Source organism: Streptomyces sp. DSM 42067 (genome assembly GCF_055792885.1).
Genome location: NZ_CM147706.1, coordinates 1,768,379 through 1,791,588 on the forward strand (window position 1 = coordinate 1,768,379; position 23,210 = coordinate 1,791,588).

Genomic DNA, 23,210 nt, shown 5'->3' on the forward strand with positions numbered 1-23,210 from the left:
ACGTGCTGCCAGCCAGTCCTACGTGCCTGTCGGGCAGTCCTACGTGCCTGTCGGGCAGTCTCCTACGTGCCCGTCGGGCAGTCTCCTACGTGCCCGTCGGAGGTAGTGCGTGCCTGTGCGGCCGCCCGTCCGTTGGTCAGTCCTGTTCGCCGGGGGTCTCCGCCGGTGTCTTGCCCTCCATCACCTGCTGCAGTCGCTGACTGCCCAGTTTCGCGGCCTGTTCGGTGGCGTTCCGCTCCGCGCCCTGCAGCCCGCCGTTGGTGAAGGTGATGCCGTTCGGGCCCATAAGCACGGCCGCGGAGTCGAGGGTGAGGGTGGCGTCGACGCCCTCCACCTTCGTGGTCAGCGTCGTGTGCAGGCCGATGTGGTCGTCCCCGGCGTCCGGCAGCGCGAACTCGGTGACCTGCACGGTGGCGTCCGTGTCGTCGGCGCCCACCTTGGCCGTGAACTGGTCGCAGGTCTGGGGCAGCTTCTTCAGCCAGTCCATCTCCTTCTGTACGTCGGCCGCGTTCTCGTACGCCGCGACCTTGTAGTCCAGGTACGACTCGTTCGCGTTGTCGTAGAACACACGGGAGGCGTCCGTCGAGGTCTCCTCGCCCAGCAGATCGCCGTCCTCCAGCCGGTCGAGGAACTTCTGGCAGTCCTCGCTGCCCTCCGCCTCGCCCTCGAGCAGCCCGTCGTGGGCGGCGTCCTCGTCCGTCTGCTCCCACGGCGACCCGAGGTCGGAGGCGCCGATCAGGGCGGTCTCCGCCTGGGCCTCAGTGAGCGGGGAGGCCGTCGGGGTCGGTGCGGCCACAACCGAGGCCTCACTCGCGCCCGAGCACGCCGCCGTCGCCATCAGGGCTGTTGTGGCCAGCGCCGCCGCCAGGCCACGGGATACGCGGGCTGCGTGGGTCATCTCGGGTGCCTCCTCCGTGCGCGGTGTCTGGTCCCAACCCACCACCGGCTGCCGGTGCCCACCACCGCGCGGGTCCGTACGAGTGGTGGCCGTGCCCGCCCGATCGGGTGGCAGCCGCCGGTCAGGAGGCGCGCCTCGTGCGGTGCACCGAGCCCCGTACCGCAGGATCCCGGGCATGTTGCCCGGGTTCCTCGCCAAGGTGGTCGAGTCGCTGCTCGGCCGGGAAGGCCGCTCGCTCCATCTCAAGGCGGCGGGCGGTGCGACCGTGGTGCTGGCCGTCACCATGCTCATGGGCTCCTGGGCTGTGGTCGCCGCCGAGCGGGGCGCTCCGGGGGCCGGCATCACGACGTATCCGAAAGCCCTGTGGTGGTCCGTGGAGACGGCGACGACCGTGGGTTACGGCGACCTGTATCCGGTGACCCTGGGGGGCCGGATCGTCGCCACCGTGGTCATGGCCGTCGGCATCACGACGTACGGGATGGTGACTGCCGCGATCGCCACCTGGTTCGTGGGACGGGAGCAGAAGCGGCAGGGTCACCTCACGGCGGCGGCCGAGGCCGCCGAACGCGCCGCACACCGCATGTGCGACGAGACCGCCCTGGCCCTGCACGAGCGCTTCGACCGCCTGGAACGCGCACTCGCCCGGCATGACGGCGGCCGGGGCGGGCACGGCTGAGGCCTGGGCACCAATGCGTCCGCAGCGGGGGCGGGCACGGCGGAGACCTGGCCACCAATGCCCTCCACAGCAGGGATGGGCCCCGACTGAGGCCTGGGCACGAACGCCCTCCACAGCAGGGACGAGCCCGGCCGAGACCTGGCCACCAACGCCCTCCACAGCAGGGGTGGGCACCGCCACGAACGCCTCCGGGGCTGGTTACTCCTCCTGCCGCGGCCCTGCTCCGCTTGTCGGCAGCTGTGTCTGCTCCGCCTCCCCGAACCGCGCCAGCGCCAGAGCGCCCGCGATGGAGACCACGAATCCCGCCACGCCCAGCGGCGCGAAACCCGGCCGCGTCGTGTCACCGAGCCACACCACGCCGAACACCCCCGGCCACACCGTCTCACCGATCACCATCGCCCCCGTCGCCGCCGTGACCGATCCGGACCTCAGTGCCTCGATCAGCAGCAGATACCCGCCGAGCCCGGAGACGACCACCGCATACGCCGTCGGCGCGGCCAGCACCCCCGTCACCGTGATGTCGTCGGGCAGAAGTCGCACCCCGATCCCCGTGAGCCCGAAGCTCAGCCCCGCGATGCCTCCGAGCACCGCGGCCCGTGCGCGGTGGACGCGGCGGTTCACCACCCATCCCAGCAGCACCAGCCCCACGGAGGTGGCCAGCGTCACCCAGCGCAGTCGCGCATCGCCGTCGCTCGTGCCCTCGTGCCCGGCGGCGACAGCCAGTACCGCGAGACCGCAGCACACCGCGACCACGGCGCCCCACTCCGCCGACCGCAGCCGCACGCGCAGCACGGCGGCCGCCACAGCCGCGGTGACCGCCAACGACGACGCGAGGGCCGCCTCCACCAGGAACAGCGGCACCGAACGCAGCGCCACCACCTCGGCCACGAATCCCAGGGCGTCCACACCGACACCGACCAGGAACGGCCACTGGAACATCGCCCGCACAGGCCCGCCGGCAGTCTCCCGGCGCGCCCCCAGGGCCTGCAGCACCGTCGCCACGCCCATGAGAACCGCAGCGCAGAGCGCCAGGAGCACGCCGAATGCCATGTACGCACCGTAATCGTCCGGCGAGCCGGCGCCCCTTTGCTCTCACGGTGTGTCACTGCGGGCCCTTGTCACGCCAGACCTGACACCGATCCGCTCATCTACACAGTGACTGCGGTTGTAAAGAACCGATACGTTCCCAGGCGTGACGACTGACGAGGCACCGGGATACGGGCGATGACCACGACTTCACCCGGTCAGGCGGCGCCGGGACGGCAGATGTGGCCCCTGTACGCCGCCGGCTTCACCACCGCGTTCGGCGCGCACGGCATCGCCGCGAACCTCGGCGGCTTCTCCGACGACGCGGTGACGTCCCTCCTCGTACTGGGCGGGCTGCTCGCCCTGTACGACGGTGCGGAGGTGCTGCTCAAGCCGCTGTTCGGGATGCTCGCCGACCGGATCGGTGCGCGGCCGGTCCTGCTGGGCGGGCTCGTGGCGTTCGCCGCCGCGTCCGCCGCGTACGTGGTGGCCGACTCCCCCGGCTGGCTGTGGGCGGCCCGTCTCGGCCAGGGCGCCGCCGCCTCCGCGTTCTCGCCGTCCGCGTCAGCCCTGGTGGCACGGTTGAACCCGGCGGCCAGGCACGGGCGGGCGTTCGGCAGTTACGGCTTCTACAAGTCGATCGGCTACACGCTCGGCCCGCTGCTCGGCGGCGTGCTGGTGTGGGCCGGAGGTCTGCGCCTGCTGTTCGCGGTGCTGGCCGTGCTGGGGGCGGCGGTCGCCGTGTGGGCGGCACTGTGCGTGCCGCATGTACCGCCGCTGGCCAAGGCCCGGCAGACGGTGCTCGACCTGGCCCGGCGGCTCGCCGATCCGGTGTTCCTGGGGCCGACGGCCGCACTGGCCGGGGCGACGGCCGCGCTGTCCGTGGGCGTGGGGTTCCTGCCGGTGTCGGGCGCGGCGGCGGGACTGGGCACCGTGGCCACCGGTGCCGCCGTGTCGGTGCTCGCTGCCTCCGCCGCGTTCGTCCAGCCCAAGGCGGGCCGCGCGCTGGACGAAGGACGGCTGACCGTGCGCTGCGGCCTCACAGCGGGCCTGCTGATCACGGCCGCGGGCCTGGGCTGCGCGATGCTGCCCGGGCTGGTGGGCGTACTGAGCGGCGCCGTCCTGATCGGGGCCGGCACTGGGCTGATCACGCCACTCGGCTTCGCCGCCCTGGCCGCCTCCACACCCGCCGAACGGCTGGGACAGACCATGGGCTCCGCCGAACTCGGCCGGGAGCTCGGTGACGCGGGCGGCCCGCTGCTGGTCGCCGCCGTCGCCACGCTGGCCACACTCACCTACGGCTACGCGACCCTCGCACTGCTGCTCGCAGTCGGCCCGCTGCTGGCTCTCGCGGCGCACCGCTGGACCGAGCGGAGCCAGGCCCGGGCGCGCCGCGGAGTGAGGGGCGCGGATGTTCGCGAGGCCGACAGTGATGGGCGCGGACGTTAGCGAGGCCGACATGGAGTGAGAGGAAGCCCGCGTACGACCCGCCCAGCCGACCTCCACGTGCCGTACCACGAGGCCTCACAGGCCTCACCCGGTCGCAGCTCTGTCACCCAGGGACGCTACGCTGCCCCACGGCGAGCGCTGCTCAGCGCGTGACCAGCGCGAGCGCGCGCATCGCCGCCGCCACAGTCCTCCCACCAGTCGCCCACCACCGACCAGCACTGTCACGCCTGCCGCACACCCGCCCCTGACCTGCGAGTCCGCGAGTCAGCCCCTGATCAGTCTTGGATCACGCACTTCATGTCTTGGTTTGAATCCTTCATCCTCGGACTCGTCCAGGGGCTGACCGAGTTCCTCCCCATCTCCTCGAGCGCCCATCTGCGGCTGACCGCGGCCTTCGCGGGCTGGCACGACCCCGGGGCGGCTTTCACGGCCATCACCCAGATCGGCACGGAGACGGCCGTGCTGATCTACTTCCGCAAGGACATCGCCCGGATCATCTCGGCGTGGTTCCGCTCACTCTCCGACAAGACCATGCGCGGCGACCACGACGCGCAGATGGGCTGGCTGGTGATCGTGGGTTCGCTGCCGATCGGTGTGCTGGGGGTCACGTTCAAGGACCAGATCGAGGGTCCGTTCCGCGACCTTCGCCTGATCGCCACCACGCTCATCGTGATGGGCGTCATCCTCGGCATAGCCGACCGTCTCGCGGCACGCGACGAGATCGGCGGCAGGCACCGCGCGGTGAAGGAGCGCAAGACACTCCAGGAGCTGGGCGTACGGGACGGCCTGATCTACGGCATCTGCCAGGCGATGGCACTGGTGCCCGGCGTCTCCCGGTCCGGGGCGACGATCAGCGGCGGCCTCCTCATGGGCTACAAGCGCGAGGCGGCGGCCCGCTACTCGTTCCTTCTGGCCATCCCCGCGGTGCTCGCCTCCGGACTCTTCGAACTCAAGGACGCGGGCGAGAGCGGTCATGTCTCCTGGGGTCCGACGATCTTCGCCACGCTCATCGCCTTCGCGGTGGGATATGCGGTGATCGCGTGGTTCATGAAGTTCATCTCGACCAAGAGCTTCATGCCGTTCGTGTACTACCGGATACTGCTGGGCGTCGTGCTGTTCGCCCTGGTGGCGATGGGGGTCCTCAGCCCGCACGCGGGCGAGTCGGCCGGCTGAGGTCAGTCCTCAGCCTGCACGCGGGCGAGTCGCCAGGCTGAGGCGAATAATTCGGACACCCTTCAGGGAGCGACGATCGAGTCGGGCACCCTTCAGGGAGCCACGATCTCGGCCAGCGCCCCGAGGCCGTCGATCCGCCAGTCCGCCGCCTCCACGACGGCGGGGTCGTCGGCCCAGAAGTGCCCCCACGGTCCTCGGCGGATATGGGCCACGCGCAGCCCCGCCTCCTTGGCGGGGAAGACGTCGTTGGCCGGATGGTCGCCGACGTACAGGGTCTCGTGGGGCGCGGCCTGGGCCACTTCCAGGACGCGTTCGTAGAACTCCGGGGCCGGCTTCGCCACGCCCCAGTCGCCCGAGGTCACGATGAGATGGACGGGCAGGTCGAGGTCGCGCAGCAGTTCCGCGAAGCGAGAGGTCTGGTTCCCGGCGACGATGAGGCGCATGCCGAGTTTCAGCAGCTCGGCGAGGGCGGGCCGGGCATCCGGGTACAGGTCGGACTCGTCGAGGTTCTCGCCCTGCCCTGCCGCCTCCCGGGCGTAGTACTCGGCGTCCACGTCGATACCGGATCGCACCAGCCGCAGCGCCTCCGCACTGTCACCACCCCGCGAGACGACAGCTCCCACGAGGGCCGAGAGCGTGTGGCGCGGCACGTCGAGCCAGTCGGCCCACGAAGCCCAGTAGCGGTCGTCCTTGGTCAGGGTTTCGCCCACATCGAGCACGACGGTGTGAATCATCGCTGGGATCCTACGGCCGCGACGTCTGGAGGGCGCGCCGGCCACGACCGAAGGCCTTGGACGGCTGCCACCAAGGACCTGGCCGCTGTCGGGTGCTGCCCGGCGTCGGGTCACTGCCACCCATGTGCGCGGCACGGGACCGTGCCGCCCCCTGCATGCCCCTTGGCTCCGCCGGTCGTGTGCTCAAGACTGTGGCGATGACGCAGCGCATGGAACTCGCGACCGTGATGGACCGGCTCGCCATCGATGCACTGATCACCGACTACGCGGTGGCCGTCGACGACGGTGACTGGGCGGCGTACAGAGAGCTGTTCACCTCCGACGGCCGTGCGGACTACCGTTCGGCCGGCGGCATCGAGGGAGACGTCGCGCAGGTTGCCGGGTGGCTGGCCGGCGCGATGGAGCTCTTCCCGATGCGGCAGCATCTGATCGTCAACCGCCGACTGCGGTTCGGGATCCTGGACCACGACACCGGCGACGCCGCCCGTGTACAGGCGGACTACGTCAATCCGATGCGGTTCGCGGGAGGCGACGGGGGGTCCACGGCTCAGGCTCCGGATTTCGTCTGCGGCGGCCGTTACGCGTTCTCGCTCCTGCGTACGGACAGCGGCTGGCGGCTGCGCCGGGTCGTCGTGGAGGAGAAGTGGCGCCGGACCCCGCAGGCACAGGATGCACCCGCCGCCACCGCTCCTGAACCGCCTCCTGAACCGACCGCCGTCTGAACTGCGCCCTGTCCGAGATCGTCCAGGTCGCGCACACTGGACACAGGCACCGGGCTGCGGCGATCTCGGGGGCGGCGCCGGGCTGCAGGGGAGCTGGGAGGCGCGGCATGGATGTGCTCGGCGCACGCCACCTCGGCGCACGCCACCTCGGCGCACGCCACCTCGGCGCACGCCACCTCGACGTACGACGACTCGACGCCCGGCTCCGCGGCCGGCTCGGCGGCAGGGACACGTGGCGCGAGCGTCTCCGCTCCCCCTGGTGGCGCGGCGCGGCAGCCCTCGGGGCGGGTGCACTGCCCGCGCTGGCGTTCCCCGCGCCGTCGTTGTGGTGGTTCGCCTACGTCGCGCTCGTGCCCTGGATCCTGCTGGCGCGCTCGGCCGGTACGGAGCGCCGGGCGGTGCTCGACGGATGGCTGGGCGGCCTTGGCTTCATGCTGGCCGTGCACCACTGGCTACTGCCCAACCTTCACGTGTTCACGTTCCTGCTCGCGGCTCTGCTAGGCCTGCTGTGGGCGCCATGGGGCTGGCTGGTGCGGCATGTGCTGGGCGGCTGGCCGTCGCCGGGACGGGTCCTGGCCGCGCTGGTCGTCGTGCCGTCGGGCTGGCTGATGATCGAGCTGGTGCGGTCCTGGCAGGGACTGGGCGGCCCCTGGGGGCTGCTCGGCTCCAGCCAGTGGGAGGTCACGCCCGTGCTGCGGCTCGCCTCGCTGGGCGGGGTGTGGCTGATCAGTCTGGTGGTCGTCGCCGTCAACACCGCGGTCGCGGCGCTCGTTTCGGTGCGCGCCGCACGGGTTCCGGCCGTGGCCGGTCTGGTCGCCGCGGCGACCGCCGGCGCCGCGGCCTGGATGTGGGTGCCGCGCCCGGAGCCGGACGGGGGCGCCCGTATCGCCGTCGTGCAGCCGGGCGTCATCAACGGCGTCGGCGGCCCCGAGAAACGCTTCGCACGGGAGGAGGCCCTGACCCGGGCTCTGGCCGGCCAGGAGCTGGATCTCGTCGTCTGGGGCGAGAGCAGTGTGGGCTACGACCTGTCCGCCCGACCCGACCTGGCGGACCGAATAGCGGCCCTGTCCCGGGAGGTCGGCGCCGACATCCTGGTGAATGTCGACGCCCGCCGCTCCGACCGGCCCGGCATCTACAAGAGCTCGGTCCTCGTCGGACCGGACGGCCCGACCGGCGCGCGCTACGACAAGATGCGGCTCGTCCCCTTCGGCGAGTACATACCGGCCCGTTCCCTCCTGGGCTGGGCCACGTCCGTGGGCGAGGCCGCGGGCGAGGACCGTATGCGCGGCACCCGCCAGTTGGTGATGCCCGTGAGGGGCGGGCCCACGGTCGGGCCGCTGGTCTGCTTCGAGTCGGCCTTCCCCGACATGAGCCGCGCCCTCACCCGCGACGGTGCGCAGGTGCTGCTCGCCCAGTCCGCGACGTCCACCTTCCAGGAGAGCTGGGCGCCGCAGCAGCACGCGTCACTGGCGGCGGTCCGGGCCGCCGAGACCGGCCGCCCGATGGTGCACGCCACGCTCACCGGCGTCTCCGCCGTTTACGGTCCTGGCGGCGAGCGGATCGGCGCCCCGCTCGGCACAAGCGCGAGCACCACCGCGGTCTACGACGTGCCGCTGGCGCGGGGCACGACACCCTATGTCCGGTTGGGCGACTGGCCCGTGCACACGGCCCTCGGCGTACTGATCGCGCTGTGCGCGGCCGAGGTCGTACTCGTCCTCAGGCGCCCTGTTCCTCGACCGCACGTACGACCCGCTCACACAGCTCATGGGTCGCCAGCGCATCCCGCGCGCTGAGCACCTTGCCCGCGCGCACGGCGTCGAGGAAGGCGAGTACGGCCTGCTCGATGCCGCGCTGCCGGGCCACCGGCACCCAGTCCCCGCGCCGCCGGACGGTCGGCTGCCCCTTGTGGTCGATGACCTCGGCGAGGTTGAGCACCTGCCGTTTGGTGTCCTGCCCGGACACCTCGAGGATCTCCTCCGTGGAACCGCTGAGCCGGTTCATGATGCCGATCGCTGTGAATGCGTCCCCGCCCAGCTGCAGGACGACGTGGTGGAGCAGCCCCTTCTCGAGGCGTGCCCGCACCCCGAAGTGGTCGATGGGGCCGGGCGCGAGGAAGCGCAGGGTGTCGACGACATGGATGAAGTCGTCGAGCACGACCGTGCGCGGGCGCCCCGGCAGACCGATGCGGTTCTTCTGCATCACGATCAGATCGCGTGGATGCTCGATGCACTGGGCGTAGCCGGGCGCGTAGCGCCGGTTGAAGCCCACGGCGAGGCTGGTGTTCCGCTCTTCCGCGAGGCCGACGAGCCGCTCGGAGTCAGCGAGGTCGTACGCGAGCGGCTTGTCGACATAGGTCGCCACGCCAGCCTCGAGCAGGCGCGCGGCGATCTCGGGATGCACCTCGGTCGGTGCGTGCACGAAGGCCGCGTCGAGGTCCTGGGCGAGCAGGGCGTCCAGGTCGGTGTGGCAGCGCTCGGCGGGGATGTGGTGGATGCCGGCGACCCGCTCGAGCGTCGCAGGCGTACGCGTCTGCAGATGCAGCTCGACGCCCGGCTGCGTGGTGAGGACCGGCAGATACGCCTTCTGCGCGATGTCACCGAGTCCGATGCAGCCGACCTTCACAGATGTACTCCCAGCGTGTTCACCGATGTCGTCTTCACCGATGCTCGTGTTCACGGATGTTCGTGTTGTTTACAGATGTTCGGCTCGCCCTGCGGTGGGGGACGCCCCCGTGCGGGCCCGCTCATGTGTTCCGGAAGCATACGGCTGCGGCGGCCGCCAGTCGGCGATGCCGTCGAAGGTGCGCAGGACGAGCCCGGGTCCGAGCCGGGGGACGGCGGACATGAGTGCCGTACGCATCGCCGCACCCGCGCGGCTCTCGACGGCTTGCAGCCGCGCGACCTGTGCGGCCTTGCGGACGATCGTGGAGGTGCGCGGCAGCCGCTCGGCGCTGTAGGCGGCCAGACCGGCGCCCAGCTCACCGCCGGGTACGGCGTGGTGGGCGAGCACGATGCCGTCCTCGATCGCCTGGTTGCCGCCCTGGCCGAGGGTGGGCGCCATGGCGTGCGCGGCGTCGCCGATGAGGGCGGTCCTGCCCCGGTGGAAGGCGGGCAGCGGCGTGGCCATGTGGTGGATGTCGTTGCGCAGCACCGGTCCGCCGGCCGCAGTGGCGATGATCGCCGGGATCGGGTCGTGCCAGTCGCCGAACCGGCGCAGCAGCTCGGCCTGTTCGCCGTCCGGCGCGTGATCGCCCGCTGGCGCTGTGGCGGCGGCGTAGGCGTAGATCCGGCCGTCCTTGAGCGGCTGTGTGCCCCAGAGCGCGCCGCGGCCCCAGGTCTCGTGCGGTTCGAAGGGCTGGTCGGGGGCGTCCTCGGCCGGGGTGAGCACCCGCCATGCGGTGAGTCCGGTGTACGACGGTCCCGGGTGGGACGGGAAGAGGGCGCCGCGTACGGCCGAGTTGATGCCGTCGGCGGCGACGACGAGGTCCGCCTCCAGGTCCCCGTCCGGCGTGGCGACGACGGCGCGGCGGCCGCCCGCGACACCGGGCTCGCTCAGTTCGGCCGGGGTGCCTGTGCGGATGACGCCTTCCGGCAGCCGGGAGGCGATGCGTTCGACGAGGGTCGCCCGGTGGAGCAGGACGATCGGGCCGCCGAAACGTTCCCGAGCGGCCTCGGCGCTCGTACGGGAGATCCAGCGGCCGTCGGGTGTGCGCATGCCGCCGTCGCCCTGCCAGGCGGCGAGTGCGCGGATCTCGTCACCGAGGCCGATGACGTCCAGGGCACGCTGGGCGTTCGGGGCGAGGGCGATCCCGGCGCCGACCGGCTCCAGCGAGGCCGCCCGCTCCAGCACGGTGACCTGCCAGCCGCGCTGGTACAGGGCGACCGCGGCGGTGAGCCCGCCGATACCGCTGCCGATGACGACGGCGTGGGACGTGGTCATGTCTCCTCCAGAGTGCTCGGCCGGCCGCGCTAACTACACTTGTAGTGACTTGCCTCGACCGTACTACATCCGTAGTGAGCGCGATAGGTTGAGCCCATGCCCGCACGCACCGCCCCCGGCTCCTCTCGCGCCGAACTGATCGCCGACACCGCCCTCGCGCTGCTTGCCGAGCGCGGTCTGCGCGGCCTCACGCACCGTGCGGTGGACGAGGCGGCCGGGCTCCCCCAGGGTTCGACGTCCAATCACGCCCGCACCCGCCAGGCGCTGCTGGAAGTGGCCGTACGACGCCAGGCGGAGCGTGAGGCGCAGGTCCTGACGCCGGACGAGTTGCCCGACCCGGCGGCAGGACTACAGTCAATGACCGACGGACTGGCACTGGCGCTGCACCGCTATCTGACGCGCGACCGTGATCTGCTGGTCTCCCGGTACGAGCTGGCGCTGGAGGCCACCCGCAGGCCCGAGCTGCGCGCGTTCTACGACGCGACGGGCCGGCAGTTCCGGGAGCCGGTCACCGCGCTCCTGCGGGCGGCGGGTTCACCGGATCCGGAGCGCCACACACTGTCGCTGGTGGCGTGGTGCGACGGACTGCTGTTCGCGTGCGTGGCGGGGTCGTTCCATGCGTCGGTGCCGAGCCTGGAGGAGCTGCGGGCGGGATTCCGGGAACTGCTGAAGGGGATGCTGGACGTATAACTGCTGGTGGCCGAAGGGTCGTTCGGCAAGGATGACGCCCATGACGACACAGTCCACGCACCGCACCAAGACGCCCACGACCGCAGGTGAGCGCGCCATGCTCGAGTCATGGCTGGAGTTCCACCGCACCACCCTCGCGATGAAGTGCGAGGGGCTCGATGACGAGCAGCTGCGGCAGGCCTCCGTGCCGCCGTCCGACCTGTCACTGCTCGGGCTTGTCCGGCACATGGCCGAGGTCGAACGAGCCTGGTTCCGCAGGGTCATGGCCAGCGAGGACGCCCCGCCGATCTACTACACCGACGCCGACCCGGACGGCGACTTCCATGTCACCGAGTCCGACACCGGCGAGGCGGCGTTCACGGTCTGGCAGGCGGAGATCGAGGCGGCGCGCGCCCTGGCGGCGCAGTACGACCTGGACGATCTGGCCACCGGCAAGCACCGCAGCGGCGAACCCTTCAACCTCCGGTGGATCTATGTGCACATGATCGAGGAGTACGCCCGCCACAACGGCCACGCGGACCTGCTGCGCGAATGCATCGACGGGACGACGGGCGACTGAGACCCACGGGCTGAGGCCGCGACGGCGGCGGGCGGCGGCGGGGCGGCGGGGCGGCCCAGGTCACAGGCCATCACCCATGCGGGGCAACCTCCGCTCGTCCGCTCCCGAAGAGAGGGCGGACACAGCAGAGTTGCCCAAGTGCATCGAACGACGACTACAGCGCTGCTGATGATGATGGCGGCCTCAACGGCCTCGGCGGTCTCCGGCTGCGTGACCGTGAACCACCCCTCCACCCCCCGCCTGCAGCCCGCGACGGCCCCCTCGCCGGTTTCCTCGCCGCTGTCGGGGACCGACGGAAAGGCCGAGCCGCAGATCGTGCAGGCGCCGGCCCGTGAAGCGCTGGAACTCATCGAGCCGTCCCACCGCGCCTCGCCGTCCCCCGGCCCGCGCACCCCCGCCCCCGTCTCCCCGGAATCGGCGCCCCGCCGCTCCCACCCCGCACGGCCGGAACGCCCCGAAGCCCCTCGTATGCTGCCCTGGTCCGGGCACCCCCTGCCGCTGCCGGACCGCCACTCCGGCAAGGACGTCTGCGATCTGGGCAGGGAGTACGGCCGCTGGCAACCGAACAGCCTGGAGGATGCGGTCTGCCGGGACATGTACGGCCGTTGATCTGCTCCGCTAAGGCGACTCCTGGCGCGGCGGCCCCAGCGGCCCTTCCCGCGAAGGCCCCGCGCCCCCCTCTGGCCCTTCCCCTCCGGCTTCGCCTGCGTCCAGCTTGACCTCCAGCCTCCCGATGGCGGCCCTGATACCCGCCCCATAGCTGTCGTCCGCCAGCGCAGCCACCGCGCCCCGCGCCCGGCTCAGATGGGTGCGCGCCGCCTCCGACCGCCCGAGCTTGAAGTAGTCGGCCGCCAGGTTGAGATGCAGCGACGGATACAGGGCGCGCACCGCAAGGGACTGCTGGTGCTGGGCCAGCCGCCCGTCCGTCAGCTCCTCGGCCGCCGACAGTGCGCGCAGGTCCCAGGCCAGTTCGTCCGCCGGGTCGTCCTGGGTGTCCGCCATGTAGTGGGCCAGCGTGCACCGGTGGAGCGGATCGCCGTCCTCACCGATCTCCGACCAGAGGCCGAGGAACCGGTCACGGGCCTCCGCACGGTCGCCTCCCCGATGCAGCATGATCACCTGGCCGATGCGGGTCATCATGGCGTCGTCCGCCGCCTGCTCCTGCTGCTCCGCCACCGCGTCCTCCACGCCCGTACGACGATCGTTCCCATGCATCGCGACGGTATCGGCCGACACCCCCGATCCCGGTCAGGCGCGGCGCCTCGGCGGGCGTCGAGCCGGGCCGGTGACGGCCCGGCCCCGCCGTCGGCCTCAGCCGAGATCCGGAATCCGCCAGTCGATCGGGGCGTGTCCCTGCGCGGCCACCGCTTCGTTTATCTGCGTGAAGGGACGTGAGCCGAAGAACTTCCGTGCGGAGAGCGGTGACGGATGCGCGCCCTTCACCACCACATGCCGGGTCTCGTCGATCAGTGGGAGCTTCTTCTGCGCATAGTTCCCCCACAGCACGAAGACAGCCGGGTCGGGCCGGTCGGCCACGGCGCGGATCACCGCGTCCGTGAACTTCTCCCAGCCCTTGCCCTTGTGCGAGTTGGCCTCACCGGCGCGGACCGTGAGCACCGCGTTGAGCAGCAGCACGCCCTGCTGCGCCCACGGCATGAGGTATCCGTTGTCGGGAACGGGGTGGCCGAGCTCCTCCTGCATCTCCTTGTAGATGTTGCGCAGCGACGGAGGCGTCCGCACGCCGGGCCGGACGGAGAAGCACAGCCCGTGGCCCTGCCCGTCGCCGTGATATGGGTCCTGGCCGAGGATCAGCACCTTGACCTGGTCGTACGGCGTCGCGTCCAGCGCGGCGAAGACCTCTTCACGCGGCGGGTAGACGGGACCCTTCGCACGCTCCTCCTCGACGAAGTCGGCGAGCTCCTTGAAGTAGGGCTTCTGGAGCTCCTCGCCGAGAACGCCGCGCCAGGACTCGGGCAGCATGGCGGTGTCGGTCACGTCAACATCCTCCGTAAAGCGGTCAGTTCGCAGCCGCATGACGTACGGCCGCTTCCACACCGCAGAACCTACCTGCGACCACTGACATCGAGGGCGCCGCTCATGATCACGGGTATATGCACACGGGAGCTCGTGACCATCACCTCATGATCACGAGCTCCCGGTCAACAGCGGCCGCCAGGAGCAGCGCGCTCCCGGCCCTCGGCTACCAGCTCGTCTTGCGCTGCAGCTCCCACATCATCATGATCGTCGACGGGTCCAGGGCGCGCTCGGCGCCGGCGATCTCCTCGCTGGCCGCCACGTACTGCTTGCCCTGCCACAGCGGAAGCAGCCGCGCGTCGTCGACGAGGATCTCCTGGGCCCGTTCGAACTGCTTGACGACCGCGCCGCGGTCGCTCTCCCTGCGCGACTCGGGCAGCAGCTCACCGGTGATCTCCGGAGCCGGGTAGGGCGTGCCGAGCGCGTTCTCCTCACCGACGAAGGGCGCGATGAAGTTCTCCGCGTCGGGGAAGTCCGGGAACCAGCCGCGGCCGAACACCGGGTACTCGCCCTGGCTGTACCCCTCCACGTAGGTCTTCCAGGGGCGGCCCTTGATCGTGACGTCGAACAGGCCGGAGTCGTTCAGCTGCCGCTTGATCTCCTCGAACTCCGGCGCGGTGGCGGAGCCGTAGCGGTCGGTGGTGTACCAGAGGGTCAGCGGAACCTTCTGGGTGATCCCTGCCGCGGTCAGGATCTCCCCGGCCTTCTTGACGTCGGGCTCGCCGAAGCGGTCGAAGAAGCCGGTCGTGTGTCCGGCAAGACCGCGGGGCACCATCGAGTACAGCGGTTCTACGGTGTTCTTGTAGATCTTGTTCGCGATCGCGCCGCGGTCGATCAGCTGCGCGATGGCCTTACGGACGGCCGGCTTCCGCGCCCAGGGGTCCTTGGGGTTGAAGACGAGGTAGCTGATCTCCATGCCGGCACCCTCGACGAGCTGGAGGTCCTCCTGCGTGGCGTTGCCCTGGAGTTCGACGACGTCCTTGGCCGCGAGACCGCGCAGGATCACATCGATCTGCTTCTTCTTGAGGGCGTCGAACATCTTGCTCGAGTCCTGGAAGTAGCGGATGGTGACGGCGCTGTTCTTCCGGTCGGCCAGCCCCTTGTACTTCGGGTTCTTGGCCAGCGCAGCCTCCTTGCCGTCCTCGTACGCCTCGAGGGTGTACGGACCGGATCCGGTGACCTGGCCGTCCTTGCGGAGCGCGCTCTCCGGGTACTCGGCGGGGTCGACGATCGACATGGCAGGGGTGGCCAGCACGAACGGGAAGGTGGTGTCCGGCTTGTTGAGCTGGAAGATGACGTCCCGGTCCCCCTTCGTCTCGACCTTGTCCAGGCTGCCCAGGAGACCGGCCGGGCCACCCGCCAGATCGATCTTCACGATCCGGTCGATGGAGTGCTTGACGGCCTTGGCGTCGAGGGCGTCTCCGTTGGAGAACTGCATGCCGTCACGGAGAGTGCAGCGGTACGTGCGGTTGGAGGAGTCGGTGAACTCGCAACTCTCGGCGGCGTCGGGCTCGGGCTCCGACGCTCCGGACGGGTAGCTCAGAAGAGTTTGATAAATGTTCCTGAAGAGTTCCCACGAACCGTCCCAGGAGGCGGCGGGATCCAGCGTGCTGGGGGCACTGGTCGTTCCCACGACGATCTTCTGCTCGTCCTCGTCGCCGCCGGAGGACACCAGACCACACCCGGCGAGCAGGGATATGGAGGCACAAGCCGCCACATACCGCAGACATTGGATCCGGTTGAACACGCGCACGCTCCTCGATCAGCCATGCCATGGGTCGGCAGACCATACCGCAGTGCCCCGCCGGGCCATCTGGGCGTCCCAGCGGGGCACGAGGGGGCGACGTCACCTCTGATGCGTCGCTCCGTTATACGGGCTCCGTGATGCGGTTGTGTTACGCGGTCCTCATCAGCCGACGCCCGCGTTCAGGAAGATTCCGCCGTCGACCACGAGGGTCTGTCCGGTCACCCAGCCCGACTGGTCGGAGGTGAGGAACGCGGCCACGCCGCCGATGTCCTCGGGCACCCCGAGGCGGCCAAGCGGGTAGGCGGCGGCCGCCTCGGCCTCGCGCCCCTCGTACAGGGCCGTGGCGAACTTGGTCTTCACCACGGCCGGAGCGATCGCGTTGACCCTCACCGTCGGCGCGAACTCGTGCGCCAGCTGCAGGGTCAGGTTGATCATGGCGGCCTTGCTCATGCCGTATGCGCCGATGAAGGGGGACGCCGAGACGCCGGCCACGGAGGCGATGTTGACGATCGCGCCGCCGTTGTCCTTCTGCCAGGCCTTCCAGGTCTGCTGGGCGAAGCCGAGCGCCGAGATGACGTTGGTTTCGTATACCTTGCGCGCCACGTCGAGGTCGAGTTCGGCCATCGGCCCGAACACCGGGTTCGTACCGGCGTTGTTCACCAGGAAGTCGACCCGGCCGAACGCCTCCATGGTGCGCTCCACGGCGGCGGCCTGGTGGGCCACGTCGTGGGCCTTGCCCGCGACGCCGATGACGCGGTCGGCGCCGAGCTTCTCGACGGCCTCCTTCAGCGCCTCCTCGCCCCGACCGGTGATGCACACCCGGTCGCCGCGGGCGACGAGGGCCTCGGCGATTCCGTAGCCGATGCCGCGGCTGGCGCCCGTGATGAGGGCGACCTTGCCGCTGTCCTGCACAGTCATGATGTCGCGAGCCTTCCGGTCAGTTGAGCGGGCCGCCGGCCACGTACAGGACCTGGCCGGAGACGAAACCTGCCGCCTCGCCCGTGAAGAACGCGATGGCGTTGGCGATGTCCTCGGGCTTGCCCACGCGCTGCACCGGGATCTGGGTGGCGGCCGCGGCCTGGAAGTCCTCGAAGCCCATGCCGACGCGCTCGGCGGTGGCCTTGGTCATCTCGGTGACGATGAAGCCGGGGGCGACGGCGTTGGCGGTGATGCCGAACTTGCCGAGCTCCTTGGCGAGCGTCTTGGTGAAGCCCTGCAGGCCCGCCTTGGCGGTCGCGTAGTTGGCCTGGCCGCGGTTGCCGAGAGCGGAGGAGGAGGACAGGTTGACGATACGGCCGAAGCCCGCGTCCACCATGTGCTTCTGGCAGGCCTTCGCCATCAGGAAGGCGCCCTTCAGGTGCACGTTCATGACGGTGTCCCAGTCGGAGGCGCTCATCTTGAAGAGCAGGTTGTCGCGGAGCACGCCCGCGTTGTTCACCAGGATCGTCGGGGCGCCCAGCTCCTCGGCGATGCGCGCGACGGCGGCCTCCACCTGGGCCTCGTCGGAGACGTCGCAGCCGACCGCGATGGCCTTGCCGCCGGCGGCGGTGATCTGCTCCACGGTGTCCTTGCACGCGGCCTCGTCGAGGTCGATCACGGCGACGGCGCGGCCCTCGGCGGCCAGTCGTACGGCGGTCGCGGCGCCGATGCCGCGCGCGGCCCCGGTGACTACGGCGACACGCTGCTCGGTGGTGGACATGCTTGGTTCTCCTCGCCCTTGGAAAGCCTTGAGGCCTGGGAGCCCGGAGGCTCGAATGCCTGAACAACGCTGGTTGCGGCTCCTGCGGTACGCCCTTTGGGTGAGCAACCGCTTAGTACCTTCAGCAGACGTGACGCTAGAAGCCCTGGCACTCGGTGTCAACGGCGCCCCGGCCTCCTGTGACCGATTACCTCGCGGCCCCGGTGCCGATGGGCAGCGATCAGCGCACCAGCAGGTCGAGCAGCCGCTCCACCTCGCCCTCGGGGTCCGCGGTGAGCCCGGTGTGCACCGGGCCCGGCTGGACGACGGTGGAGCGCGGCGCGATCAGCCAGCGGAAGCGCCGTCCGGCGTCGTCGCCCGCGGCCTGGCCCGCGGCCTCGCCTCCCCGGCAGACACTCTCCACGGCGCGCAGCGCGGCCCGTACGCCGGTGACGTCCGCGTCCGGGTCCAGCACCGCCAGCTTCCGCTCGTCGAGATGGGTGCGGGCAGCCACGAAGGACTTGGCGCGGCAGTAGACCACGACCCCCGCGTTGAACTGCTCTCCGCGCTCCACGCGCGGCACGACACGCAGCACCGCGTACTCGAACACCTCCCGGCCGGACACGTCCGTCATGCCGCCTCCCCCTTCCCTGAGCATGCGTTCCGCGAGGATCCATCGGCGGTCACCCAGCCTGGAGCCATCGCGCTCGGGCGCGCGGCAGGTGCACCGAGGGTGATCCGCTCATGGACCGAGGCGGCACGCGGCAGCAGGGCGGACACATACGCGCGGCGCACATCGTCCGGGCTGTCGAAGCCGGCCTCGCCGGTGAGCCACACGTCGGGGACGTCGGCGACCACCTCGGTGAGGAGCTCTTCGGTGACGCGCGGGGCGAGTTCGGCGGCCGCGGCCGCGATGTCGGGCCCGAAGGGCGCGAGGGCGTGGTCTGACGCGTCGTACGCCCTGGCGGCGCCGGCCTTGGCCGTCGGCCAGTTGTGGTGCCAGATCATGGTCGCGCCGTGGTCGATGAGCCACAGGTTTCCGCGCCACACCAGGAGGTTGGGGTTGCGCCAGGAGCGGTCGACGTTGCCCACCAGCGCGTCGAACCACACGATGCGCCCGGCTTCGAGCGGATCCACCTGGTACGCCAGCGAGTCGAAGCCGATGGCGCCCGGCAGATAGTCCATGCCGAGGTTGAGGCCGCCGCTCGACTTCAGCAGCTCCTGCACCTCCGGGTCGGGCTCGCCCAGGCCGAGCACGGGGTCGAGCCGGATGCCCACGAGCGGTGGCACGCGCAGTCCCAGCCGTCGGGCGAGCGCTCCGCAGATCACTTCGGCGACGAGCGTCTTGCGGCCCTGCCCGGCGCCGGTGAACTTGATCACGTACGTGCCGAAGGTGCCGCGGCGGTCGGCCTCGACGAGGCCGGGGAGCGAGCCGCCTTCCCGCAAGGGAGTGATATATCGAGTTGCTGTCACTTCTGTGAGCATTGCCCCAGGCTACTGCCGGGCGCATACGCTGCGATCAGCCTTCTCGCGCCACGTCCGCCGTGGGTGCTCTGTGCCCGGAGAGTCTGGTGAAACAGTTGAACCACGTGCCGCACCGGCGCGTATAGAGATCACAGAATCCCCCAGCACCACCATGGAAGGAACCGAGCAATGACCGTTTCGCAGGGGTCCGTCCCCAAGCCGTCCCGCCGGACCGTCGTCACCGCGGTGGGCGCAGCCGGACTGACCGCCGCGCTGGCCGCATGTGGCAGCTCGGACGATTCCGGGAGCACGGGGTCCGCCGAGTCGACGGCGGCCACGGAGCCGTCCGAAGCTTCCGAGGCTGCCGGCGGGGGTGCGGGGGCGGCGGTCCTCGCCAAGACCTCCGACATTCCGGTGGGCGGCGGCAAGATCTTCAAGGACGAGAAGGTCGTGGTGACCCAGCCGGCCGAAGGCCAGTTCAAGGCCTTCTCGAGCCTCTGCACCCACCAGCAGTGCCCTGTGACGAGCGTCGAGGGCGGCACCATCAACTGTCCCTGCCACAACAGCAAGTTCTCCATCGAGGACGGCAGCGTCAAGAAGGCCCCTGCCACGCAGCCGCTGGCCGCGATGGAGATCGAGGTGACGGGCGACGAGATCAAGCTGGCGTAGGGGGAACAGTCGGTCACCGGGCGCGGCGGGCGCGACTCCAGCAGCCGAGGATGTCGCCGGTCGTCGTGATCGTGGCGACCAGGGCGAGCGTGTTGCGGACCATCGCGGGGGTGTAGTCGGAGGGCACCCCCGCGATGGCGTCTGCCGGCACGACGGCCGTGTAGCCCAGGTTGACCGCGTCGAAGACCGCGTTGGGGATCGCCACGTTCGCCGAGACGCCCGTCACGACCAGGGTGCGGCAGCGGAGGTTGCGCAGCAGCGCGTCCACGTCGGTGCCCGCGAGGGGCGACAGGCCGTGCAGCCGTCGTACGACCAGGTCCGCCTCGGCGACCTGGATGGGCTCCGCGACACGAACCGCGCTCGTGCCCGGGAGCTGCTGTACGGGCAGCCGCTCCGCCGCGCGGAAGAGCCGGGCGTTGCTGTTGGCGCCCCGTCCGTCGGGGCGCCGCTCGGCGATGGCGTGCATCACCTGTACGCCGCTCTCGTGGGCGGCGGCGACGAGGCGCCCGATGTTGGCGAGGGCCCCGGATGTACGCGCCTCCTCGGCCAGTTCGGGCAGCGCACTGTCCGCGCCCACGACGCCCTGCTGGCACTCGACCGTGAGCAGCACGGTGGTCGCCGGGGCGAGGAGTGCGCTGAGCTCTGCGTACGACGGCATGGGCTTCCTGTCGGGGGGCGGCGTCCGGGCGGGCGAGAGTAGCCACCATTGCGTCGGGACGGAAGACGGCACATGCTTCTTTGGCGCGATGTCAGGGTTGTTGTTGCCGAGTCGATTCGGACACTTCGCTCGAGTCGACGCCGCAGAAGAGGGAGTCACATGGCCGTCACACAGCGCCGGGGCCGCAGGATCATGATGACACCGGCCGAGCTCGACGAGTTCCTGTCCACACAGCGCACCTGCCGGGTGGCCACCGTCTCGCCGGACGGCGCCCCGCATGTGAGCCCGCTCTTTTTCGCCTGGGACGGCACGTCACTGTGGCTGTACTCGATAACGCGCAGCAAGCGCTGGGCGGACCTCCGGCGCGATCCGCGGATAGCCGTCGTCGTCGACGCGGGAGAGGAGTACGGCGAGCTGCGCGGCGTCGAACTGACGGGCAGCGTGGAGTTCGTCGGCGAGGCGCCCCGCACCGGCGAGGAGGCGTTCCCCGAACTGGAGGCACCCGAGAGGCTCTTCGCGCAGAAGAACTTCGGCATGGATCAGATGCCGCACGACGGCAGGCACGCGTGGCTCCGGCTGACACCGAAGGCGGTCGCGTCCTGGGACTTCCGCAAACTGGCAACGCTCTAGCCGGATCGGGCGCGGGGCGGAGGGGAATCGCCCCGCGCCGGACAGCCACCGCCGCACACCGAACGAGCACCGCCACGCCGGACAGCCACCACCGCGCACCGAACGAGCACCGCCACGCCGGACAGCCACCACCGCGCACCGAACGAGCACCGCCACGCCGGACAGCCACCACCGCGCACCGAACGAGCACCGCCACGCCGGACAGCCACCGCCGCGCCCCGGACGAGCACCGCCACGCCGGGCGGCCACCGCCGCGCCCCGGACGGTCACCGCCGCGCCGGGCGGCCAAGCTCGCTCACGGCGACCGGTGTTGCCCCTGCCAGACATTGAGCCCTCTCACGGCGCCACCGAGCGCGCCGGACGGCGACGGCGACGGCGCCTGTATCCCGGCCGATGCAACGTCATCCGACCGCCGCCCCCGCGGCCTGCAAGGCCTTCACCGACGCCCGGATCGACGGGCGGCGGTCGGCGTCGGCGCGCCACACGGCGTAGACATGCCGTCGCACGCGCTGGCGGACCGGCACCATCCTCACGCCTTCGGGCACCGGGTCGCGGCCCAGCCGAGGTGCGACGCACACACCCAGACCTGCCGCCACGAGCGCCAGCTGCGTGTGGTGCTCCTCGGCTCGATGGGCGATGTGCGGCTCGATGCCCTTGGCACGCAGGGTGAACATCAACCACTCGTGACAGAACTCCCCTTCCGCCCAGGTGATCCACTCGTCGTCGGCGAACTCCTCGAGGTCCACTTCGCGGCGGTCGGCGAGAGGATGCGAGACGGGCACCGCGACGTCGGCCGGGTCGTCGAGGAGCGATGCCTTCACGAGCCCGTCGGGCAGCGGCAGCGGCTTGTTGTACCAGTCGAGGACGACCGCCATGTCGACGTCGCCCCGGACCACGCCCGCCACCCCTTGCTCGGGCTCCAGCTCCTGCGTACGCACACGCAGTCCGGGATGCTCGGCGCGCAGCGCCGCGACGGCCGCGGGAAAGAGGCCCCGCGCGGCCGTCGGAAACGCCGATATCCGCAGCTCCCCCACGACCTGCCCGCGCTGCGCCTCCAGGTCGGACTGGGCCAGCTCCACCTGCGAGAGGATGCGCGCCGCATGGTCGGCGAGCAGGCGGCCGGCGTCGGTGAGGCGCACACCCCTGCCGTTCTTGGCGAGGAGCTGCTGCCCTACCTCCCGTTCGAGCTTGGACATCTGCTGGGAGACGGCCGAGGTCGTGACGTGCAGCCCCGCTGCGGCGCCACTGACCGAGCCGTGCCGGGCCAGGGCGTCGAGAGTGCGCAGGCGCTCCAAGTTCAACATGTAAGCAATGCTACGCGATACCCGGAAAGAAATCTCGCTTGTACTAAGAGGTTCTCCTGCGACATCGTGGCGGCCATGAGCACCGTCACTCCCTCTCCCAGGTCCGGCGCGGCCTCGGCACCCAGCGCTGCCCCGCCTGCCACCGCCCCACCCCAGGAGTCCACAGCGCCCGCTGCCCGGCCTCGCCGCGGTGGACTCGACTGGCGGATCCGGTTCGGCGTTCTGTCACTCGTCTGGGGCTTCAGCTTCCTACTGATCAAGGTGGGCACGCACGGGTACGGACCGCTCCAGGTGACGTTGGGGCGGCTGCTCTTCGGGACCGCCGTGCTCGCGGTCGCGCTCATCGCCAAGCGGGAGCGGCTGCCGCGCGGAGCGCGCACATGGGGGCATCTCATGGTGGCGGCGTTCCTGCTCAACGCCCTGCCGTTCTCCCTGTTCGCGTTCTCCGAGCTGACCATTCCGTCGACGCTCGCCGGGATATGCAACGCGACGACACCGCTGTGGGGCATGGCGCTGTCGCTGGTCGCGCTCTCCGAGGACCGCCCGACACGGCGCCGGGTCGCCGGGCTCGGGATCGGCTTCATCGGAGTGCTGACGGTGCTCGGCGCCTGGCAGGGCTTCGGCGGTCTGGACTTCGCCGGCACGGCGATGGCACTTGCGGCGTCGCTGAGCTACGCGATCGGCTGGATCTATGTGCGCCGCACTCTCGCCGGGTCGGGCTACTCCAACCTGTCCCTGACCGGCGCGCAACTCCTGCTCGCGACCGTCCAACTGGCCGTGGTGACCCCTGCCTTCACGACACTGCCGACGCATGTCGCGGTGGTGCCGCTGCTCGCGATCGCGGCACTCGGCATCCTCGGCACCGGCCTCGCCTTCCTCATCCAGTACGGCCTGGTCGCCGAGGTCGGCCCTACGACGGCCCAGATGGTGACGTACTTCGTTCCCGTCATCGCCACGGCGGCAGGCGTCGCCGTGCTCGGGGAATCCCTGTCGTGGTCGACACCCGTCGGGGCGCTCATCATCCTGGCGGGCGCGGCACTGACACAGCCGAGGGCTCGCATGCGGAGGACCCGCATACGGAGGGCTCGCATACGGACCTAGTGGCGCGACAGCCGGGCACAACGACTCGGCCATGCGCACCGTAGCGGGACGGCGCACGC

25 protein-coding genes are annotated in these 23,210 nt (G+C 70.9%); 11 read left to right on the plus strand and 14 right to left on the minus strand.

The window, feature by feature from the left end; all coding sequences use genetic code 11:
* Nucleotides 1-136 precede the first annotated feature (136 nt).
* Nucleotides 137-898 (minus strand): hypothetical protein, encoded by a 762-nt coding sequence (locus ACSMXV_RS08475; protein ID WP_473177087.1) that lies wholly within the window; start codon nt 896-898, stop codon nt 137-139.
* A 175-nt stretch (nt 899-1,073) separates the two neighbouring features.
* On the opposite strand from ACSMXV_RS08475, the gene ACSMXV_RS08480 reads away from it, so the two are divergent.
* Nucleotides 1,074-1,574 (plus strand): potassium channel family protein, encoded by a 501-nt coding sequence (locus ACSMXV_RS08480; protein WP_473177088.1) that lies wholly within the window; start codon nt 1,074-1,076, stop codon nt 1,572-1,574.
* Between the two features lie 198 nt (nt 1,575-1,772).
* On the opposite strand, the gene ACSMXV_RS08485 is transcribed toward ACSMXV_RS08480, so the two are convergent.
* On the minus strand, nt 1,773-2,624 hold the full coding sequence (locus ACSMXV_RS08485) for a DMT family protein (RefSeq protein WP_473177089.1): 852 nt from the start codon (nt 2,622-2,624) through the stop codon (nt 1,773-1,775).
* A gap of 174 nt (nt 2,625-2,798) precedes the next feature.
* Here ACSMXV_RS08485 and ACSMXV_RS08490 point away from each other — a divergent pair, with 174 nt between their 5' ends.
* Entirely contained in the window at nt 2,799-4,049 is a 1,251-nt protein-coding gene (locus ACSMXV_RS08490) for an MFS transporter (RefSeq protein WP_473177090.1), read from the plus strand.
* Nucleotides 4,050-4,346: 297 nt separating this feature from the next.
* A complete protein-coding gene (locus tag ACSMXV_RS08495; RefSeq protein WP_473177091.1) occupies nt 4,347-5,222 on the plus strand; it encodes an undecaprenyl-diphosphate phosphatase in 876 nt (291 codons plus the stop codon).
* Between the two features lie 92 nt (nt 5,223-5,314).
* Here ACSMXV_RS08495 and ACSMXV_RS08500 read toward each other — a convergent pair whose 3' ends face one another.
* Complete coding sequence (locus ACSMXV_RS08500; protein WP_473177092.1) at nt 5,315-5,956, minus strand: HAD family hydrolase; 642 nt, start codon at nt 5,954-5,956, stop codon at nt 5,315-5,317.
* Nucleotides 5,957-6,153: 197 nt separating this feature from the next.
* Here ACSMXV_RS08500 and ACSMXV_RS08505 point away from each other — a divergent pair, with 197 nt between their 5' ends.
* Both ACSMXV_RS08505 and lnt read left to right on the plus strand, forming a co-directional pair.
* Nucleotides 6,154-6,678 carry a nuclear transport factor 2 family protein gene (locus ACSMXV_RS08505; protein WP_473177093.1) on the plus strand — a complete coding sequence of 175 codons (525 nt, stop codon included), beginning with the start codon at nt 6,154-6,156 and terminating at the stop codon, nt 6,676-6,678.
* A gap of 107 nt (nt 6,679-6,785) precedes the next feature.
* Nucleotides 6,786-8,471 (plus strand): apolipoprotein N-acyltransferase, encoded by a 1,686-nt coding sequence (gene lnt, locus ACSMXV_RS08510; RefSeq protein WP_473177094.1) that lies wholly within the window; start codon nt 6,786-6,788, stop codon nt 8,469-8,471.
* Here the strand turns inward: lnt and ACSMXV_RS08515 are convergent.
* Entirely contained in the window at nt 8,395-9,300 is a 906-nt protein-coding gene (locus ACSMXV_RS08515) for a Gfo/Idh/MocA family protein (protein WP_473177095.1), read from the minus strand. The two genes, lnt and ACSMXV_RS08515, sit on opposite strands and share 77 nt — an antisense overlap.
* Nucleotides 9,301-9,369: 69 nt before the next feature.
* Nucleotides 9,370-10,617, minus strand: coding sequence for an FAD-dependent monooxygenase (locus tag ACSMXV_RS08520; protein WP_473177096.1), 1,248 nt, complete (start codon nt 10,615-10,617; stop codon nt 9,370-9,372).
* Nucleotides 10,618-10,713: 96 nt separating this feature from the next.
* Between ACSMXV_RS08520 and ACSMXV_RS08525 the strand changes: the two genes are divergently transcribed.
* The 3 genes from ACSMXV_RS08525 (at nt 10,714) to ACSMXV_RS08535 (ending at nt 12,475) form a co-directional block, all read left to right on the plus strand.
* Nucleotides 10,714-11,307 carry a TetR/AcrR family transcriptional regulator gene (locus tag ACSMXV_RS08525; protein WP_473177097.1) on the plus strand — a complete coding sequence of 198 codons (594 nt, stop codon included), beginning with the start codon at nt 10,714-10,716 and terminating at the stop codon, nt 11,305-11,307.
* 40 nt (nt 11,308-11,347) lie between these two features.
* Entirely contained in the window at nt 11,348-11,866 is a 519-nt protein-coding gene (locus tag ACSMXV_RS08530; RefSeq protein ID WP_473177098.1) for a DinB family protein, read from the plus strand.
* A 138-nt stretch (nt 11,867-12,004) separates the two neighbouring features.
* A complete protein-coding gene (locus tag ACSMXV_RS08535; RefSeq protein WP_473177099.1) occupies nt 12,005-12,475 on the plus strand; it encodes a hypothetical protein in 471 nt (156 codons plus the stop codon).
* Between the two features lie 9 nt (nt 12,476-12,484).
* Here the strand turns inward: ACSMXV_RS08535 and ACSMXV_RS08540 are convergent, their stop codons facing one another.
* The 7 genes from ACSMXV_RS08540 to ACSMXV_RS08570 all read right to left on the minus strand — a co-directional run bounded on the left by ACSMXV_RS08540 (nt 12,485) and on the right by ACSMXV_RS08570 (nt 18,810).
* Nucleotides 12,485-13,081 carry a hypothetical protein gene (locus tag ACSMXV_RS08540; protein ID WP_473177100.1) on the minus strand — a complete coding sequence of 199 codons (597 nt, stop codon included), beginning with the start codon at nt 13,079-13,081 and terminating at the stop codon, nt 12,485-12,487.
* A 96-nt stretch (nt 13,082-13,177) separates the two neighbouring features.
* On the minus strand, nt 13,178-13,861 hold the full coding sequence (gene ung / locus ACSMXV_RS08545; protein WP_473177101.1) for a uracil-DNA glycosylase: 684 nt from the start codon (nt 13,859-13,861) through the stop codon (nt 13,178-13,180).
* 205 nt (nt 13,862-14,066) lie between these two features.
* Nucleotides 14,067-15,647, minus strand: coding sequence for an ABC transporter substrate-binding protein (locus ACSMXV_RS08550; protein ID WP_473177102.1), 1,581 nt, complete (start codon nt 15,645-15,647; stop codon nt 14,067-14,069).
* Between the two features lie 162 nt (nt 15,648-15,809).
* Entirely contained in the window at nt 15,810-16,565 is a 756-nt protein-coding gene (locus ACSMXV_RS08555) for an SDR family oxidoreductase (RefSeq protein WP_473177103.1), read from the minus strand.
* Nucleotides 16,566-16,584: 19 nt separating this feature from the next.
* The gene (gene fabG / locus ACSMXV_RS08560) at nt 16,585-17,346 is read right to left on the minus strand and encodes a 3-oxoacyl-ACP reductase FabG (RefSeq protein ID WP_181657737.1); all 762 of its coding nucleotides are present in this window, start codon (nt 17,344-17,346) and stop codon (nt 16,585-16,587) included.
* 220 nt (nt 17,347-17,566) lie between these two features.
* A complete protein-coding gene (locus ACSMXV_RS08565; RefSeq protein WP_181658018.1) occupies nt 17,567-17,950 on the minus strand; it encodes a DUF3037 domain-containing protein in 384 nt (127 codons plus the stop codon).
* 5 nt (nt 17,951-17,955) lie between these two features.
* Nucleotides 17,956-18,810: a HipA family kinase gene (locus ACSMXV_RS08570; protein ID WP_473177104.1), complete on the minus strand. Its 855-nt coding sequence runs from the start codon at nt 18,808-18,810 to the stop codon at nt 17,956-17,958.
* Nucleotides 18,811-18,978: 168 nt separating this feature from the next.
* Here ACSMXV_RS08570 and ACSMXV_RS08575 point away from each other — a divergent pair, with 168 nt between their 5' ends.
* Entirely contained in the window at nt 18,979-19,458 is a 480-nt protein-coding gene (locus ACSMXV_RS08575) for a Rieske (2Fe-2S) protein (protein WP_473177105.1), read from the plus strand.
* A gap of 13 nt (nt 19,459-19,471) precedes the next feature.
* Here the strand turns inward: ACSMXV_RS08575 and ACSMXV_RS08580 are convergent, their stop codons facing one another.
* A complete protein-coding gene (locus ACSMXV_RS08580; protein WP_473177106.1) occupies nt 19,472-20,116 on the minus strand; it encodes a cysteine hydrolase family protein in 645 nt (214 codons plus the stop codon).
* A gap of 159 nt (nt 20,117-20,275) precedes the next feature.
* Here ACSMXV_RS08580 and ACSMXV_RS08585 point away from each other — a divergent pair, with 159 nt between their 5' ends.
* Nucleotides 20,276-20,746, plus strand: coding sequence for a pyridoxamine 5'-phosphate oxidase family protein (locus tag ACSMXV_RS08585; protein ID WP_473177107.1), 471 nt, complete (start codon nt 20,276-20,278; stop codon nt 20,744-20,746).
* 401 nt (nt 20,747-21,147) lie between these two features.
* On the opposite strand, the gene ACSMXV_RS08590 is transcribed toward ACSMXV_RS08585, so the two are convergent.
* The gene (locus ACSMXV_RS08590) at nt 21,148-22,050 is read right to left on the minus strand and encodes a LysR family transcriptional regulator (protein WP_473177108.1); all 903 of its coding nucleotides are present in this window, start codon (nt 22,048-22,050) and stop codon (nt 21,148-21,150) included.
* Between the two features lie 75 nt (nt 22,051-22,125).
* Here ACSMXV_RS08590 and ACSMXV_RS08595 point away from each other — a divergent pair, with 75 nt between their 5' ends.
* Nucleotides 22,126-23,151 (plus strand): DMT family transporter, encoded by a 1,026-nt coding sequence (locus ACSMXV_RS08595; protein WP_473177109.1) that lies wholly within the window; start codon nt 22,126-22,128, stop codon nt 23,149-23,151.
* Nucleotides 23,152-23,210 lie beyond the last annotated feature (59 nt).

Coding starts and splice junctions, on each gene's coding strand:
- ACSMXV_RS08475 (WP_473177087.1), bottom strand. CDS start 898: ATGACCCACGCAGCCCGCGTATCCCGTGGCCTGGCGGCGGCGCTGGCC.
- ACSMXV_RS08480 (WP_473177088.1), top strand. CDS start 1,074: ATGTTGCCCGGGTTCCTCGCCAAGGTGGTCGAGTCGCTGCTCGGCCGG.
- ACSMXV_RS08485 (WP_473177089.1), bottom strand. CDS start 2,624: ATGGCATTCGGCGTGCTCCTGGCGCTCTGCGCTGCGGTTCTCATGGGC.
- ACSMXV_RS08490 (WP_473177090.1), top strand. CDS start 2,799: ATGACCACGACTTCACCCGGTCAGGCGGCGCCGGGACGGCAGATGTGG.
- ACSMXV_RS08495 (WP_473177091.1), top strand. CDS start 4,347: ATGTCTTGGTTTGAATCCTTCATCCTCGGACTCGTCCAGGGGCTGACC.
- ACSMXV_RS08500 (WP_473177092.1), bottom strand. CDS start 5,956: ATGATTCACACCGTCGTGCTCGATGTGGGCGAAACCCTGACCAAGGAC.
- ACSMXV_RS08505 (WP_473177093.1), top strand. CDS start 6,154: ATGACGCAGCGCATGGAACTCGCGACCGTGATGGACCGGCTCGCCATC.
- lnt (WP_473177094.1), top strand. CDS start 6,786: ATGGATGTGCTCGGCGCACGCCACCTCGGCGCACGCCACCTCGGCGCA.
- ACSMXV_RS08520 (WP_473177096.1), bottom strand. CDS start 10,617: ATGACCACGTCCCACGCCGTCGTCATCGGCAGCGGTATCGGCGGGCTC.
- ACSMXV_RS08525 (WP_473177097.1), top strand. CDS start 10,714: ATGCCCGCACGCACCGCCCCCGGCTCCTCTCGCGCCGAACTGATCGCC.
- ACSMXV_RS08530 (WP_473177098.1), top strand. CDS start 11,348: ATGACGACACAGTCCACGCACCGCACCAAGACGCCCACGACCGCAGGT.
- ACSMXV_RS08540 (WP_473177100.1), bottom strand. CDS start 13,081: ATGCATGGGAACGATCGTCGTACGGGCGTGGAGGACGCGGTGGCGGAG.
- ACSMXV_RS08555 (WP_473177103.1), bottom strand. CDS start 16,565: ATGACTGTGCAGGACAGCGGCAAGGTCGCCCTCATCACGGGCGCCAGC.
- fabG (WP_181657737.1), bottom strand. CDS start 17,346: ATGTCCACCACCGAGCAGCGTGTCGCCGTAGTCACCGGGGCCGCGCGC.
- ACSMXV_RS08570 (WP_473177104.1), bottom strand. CDS start 18,810: ATGCTCACAGAAGTGACAGCAACTCGATATATCACTCCCTTGCGGGAA.
- ACSMXV_RS08575 (WP_473177105.1), top strand. CDS start 18,979: ATGACCGTTTCGCAGGGGTCCGTCCCCAAGCCGTCCCGCCGGACCGTC.
- ACSMXV_RS08580 (WP_473177106.1), bottom strand. CDS start 20,116: ATGCCGTCGTACGCAGAGCTCAGCGCACTCCTCGCCCCGGCGACCACC.
- ACSMXV_RS08585 (WP_473177107.1), top strand. CDS start 20,276: ATGGCCGTCACACAGCGCCGGGGCCGCAGGATCATGATGACACCGGCC.
- ACSMXV_RS08590 (WP_473177108.1), bottom strand. CDS start 22,050: ATGTTGAACTTGGAGCGCCTGCGCACTCTCGACGCCCTGGCCCGGCAC.
- ACSMXV_RS08595 (WP_473177109.1), top strand. CDS start 22,126: ATGAGCACCGTCACTCCCTCTCCCAGGTCCGGCGCGGCCTCGGCACCC.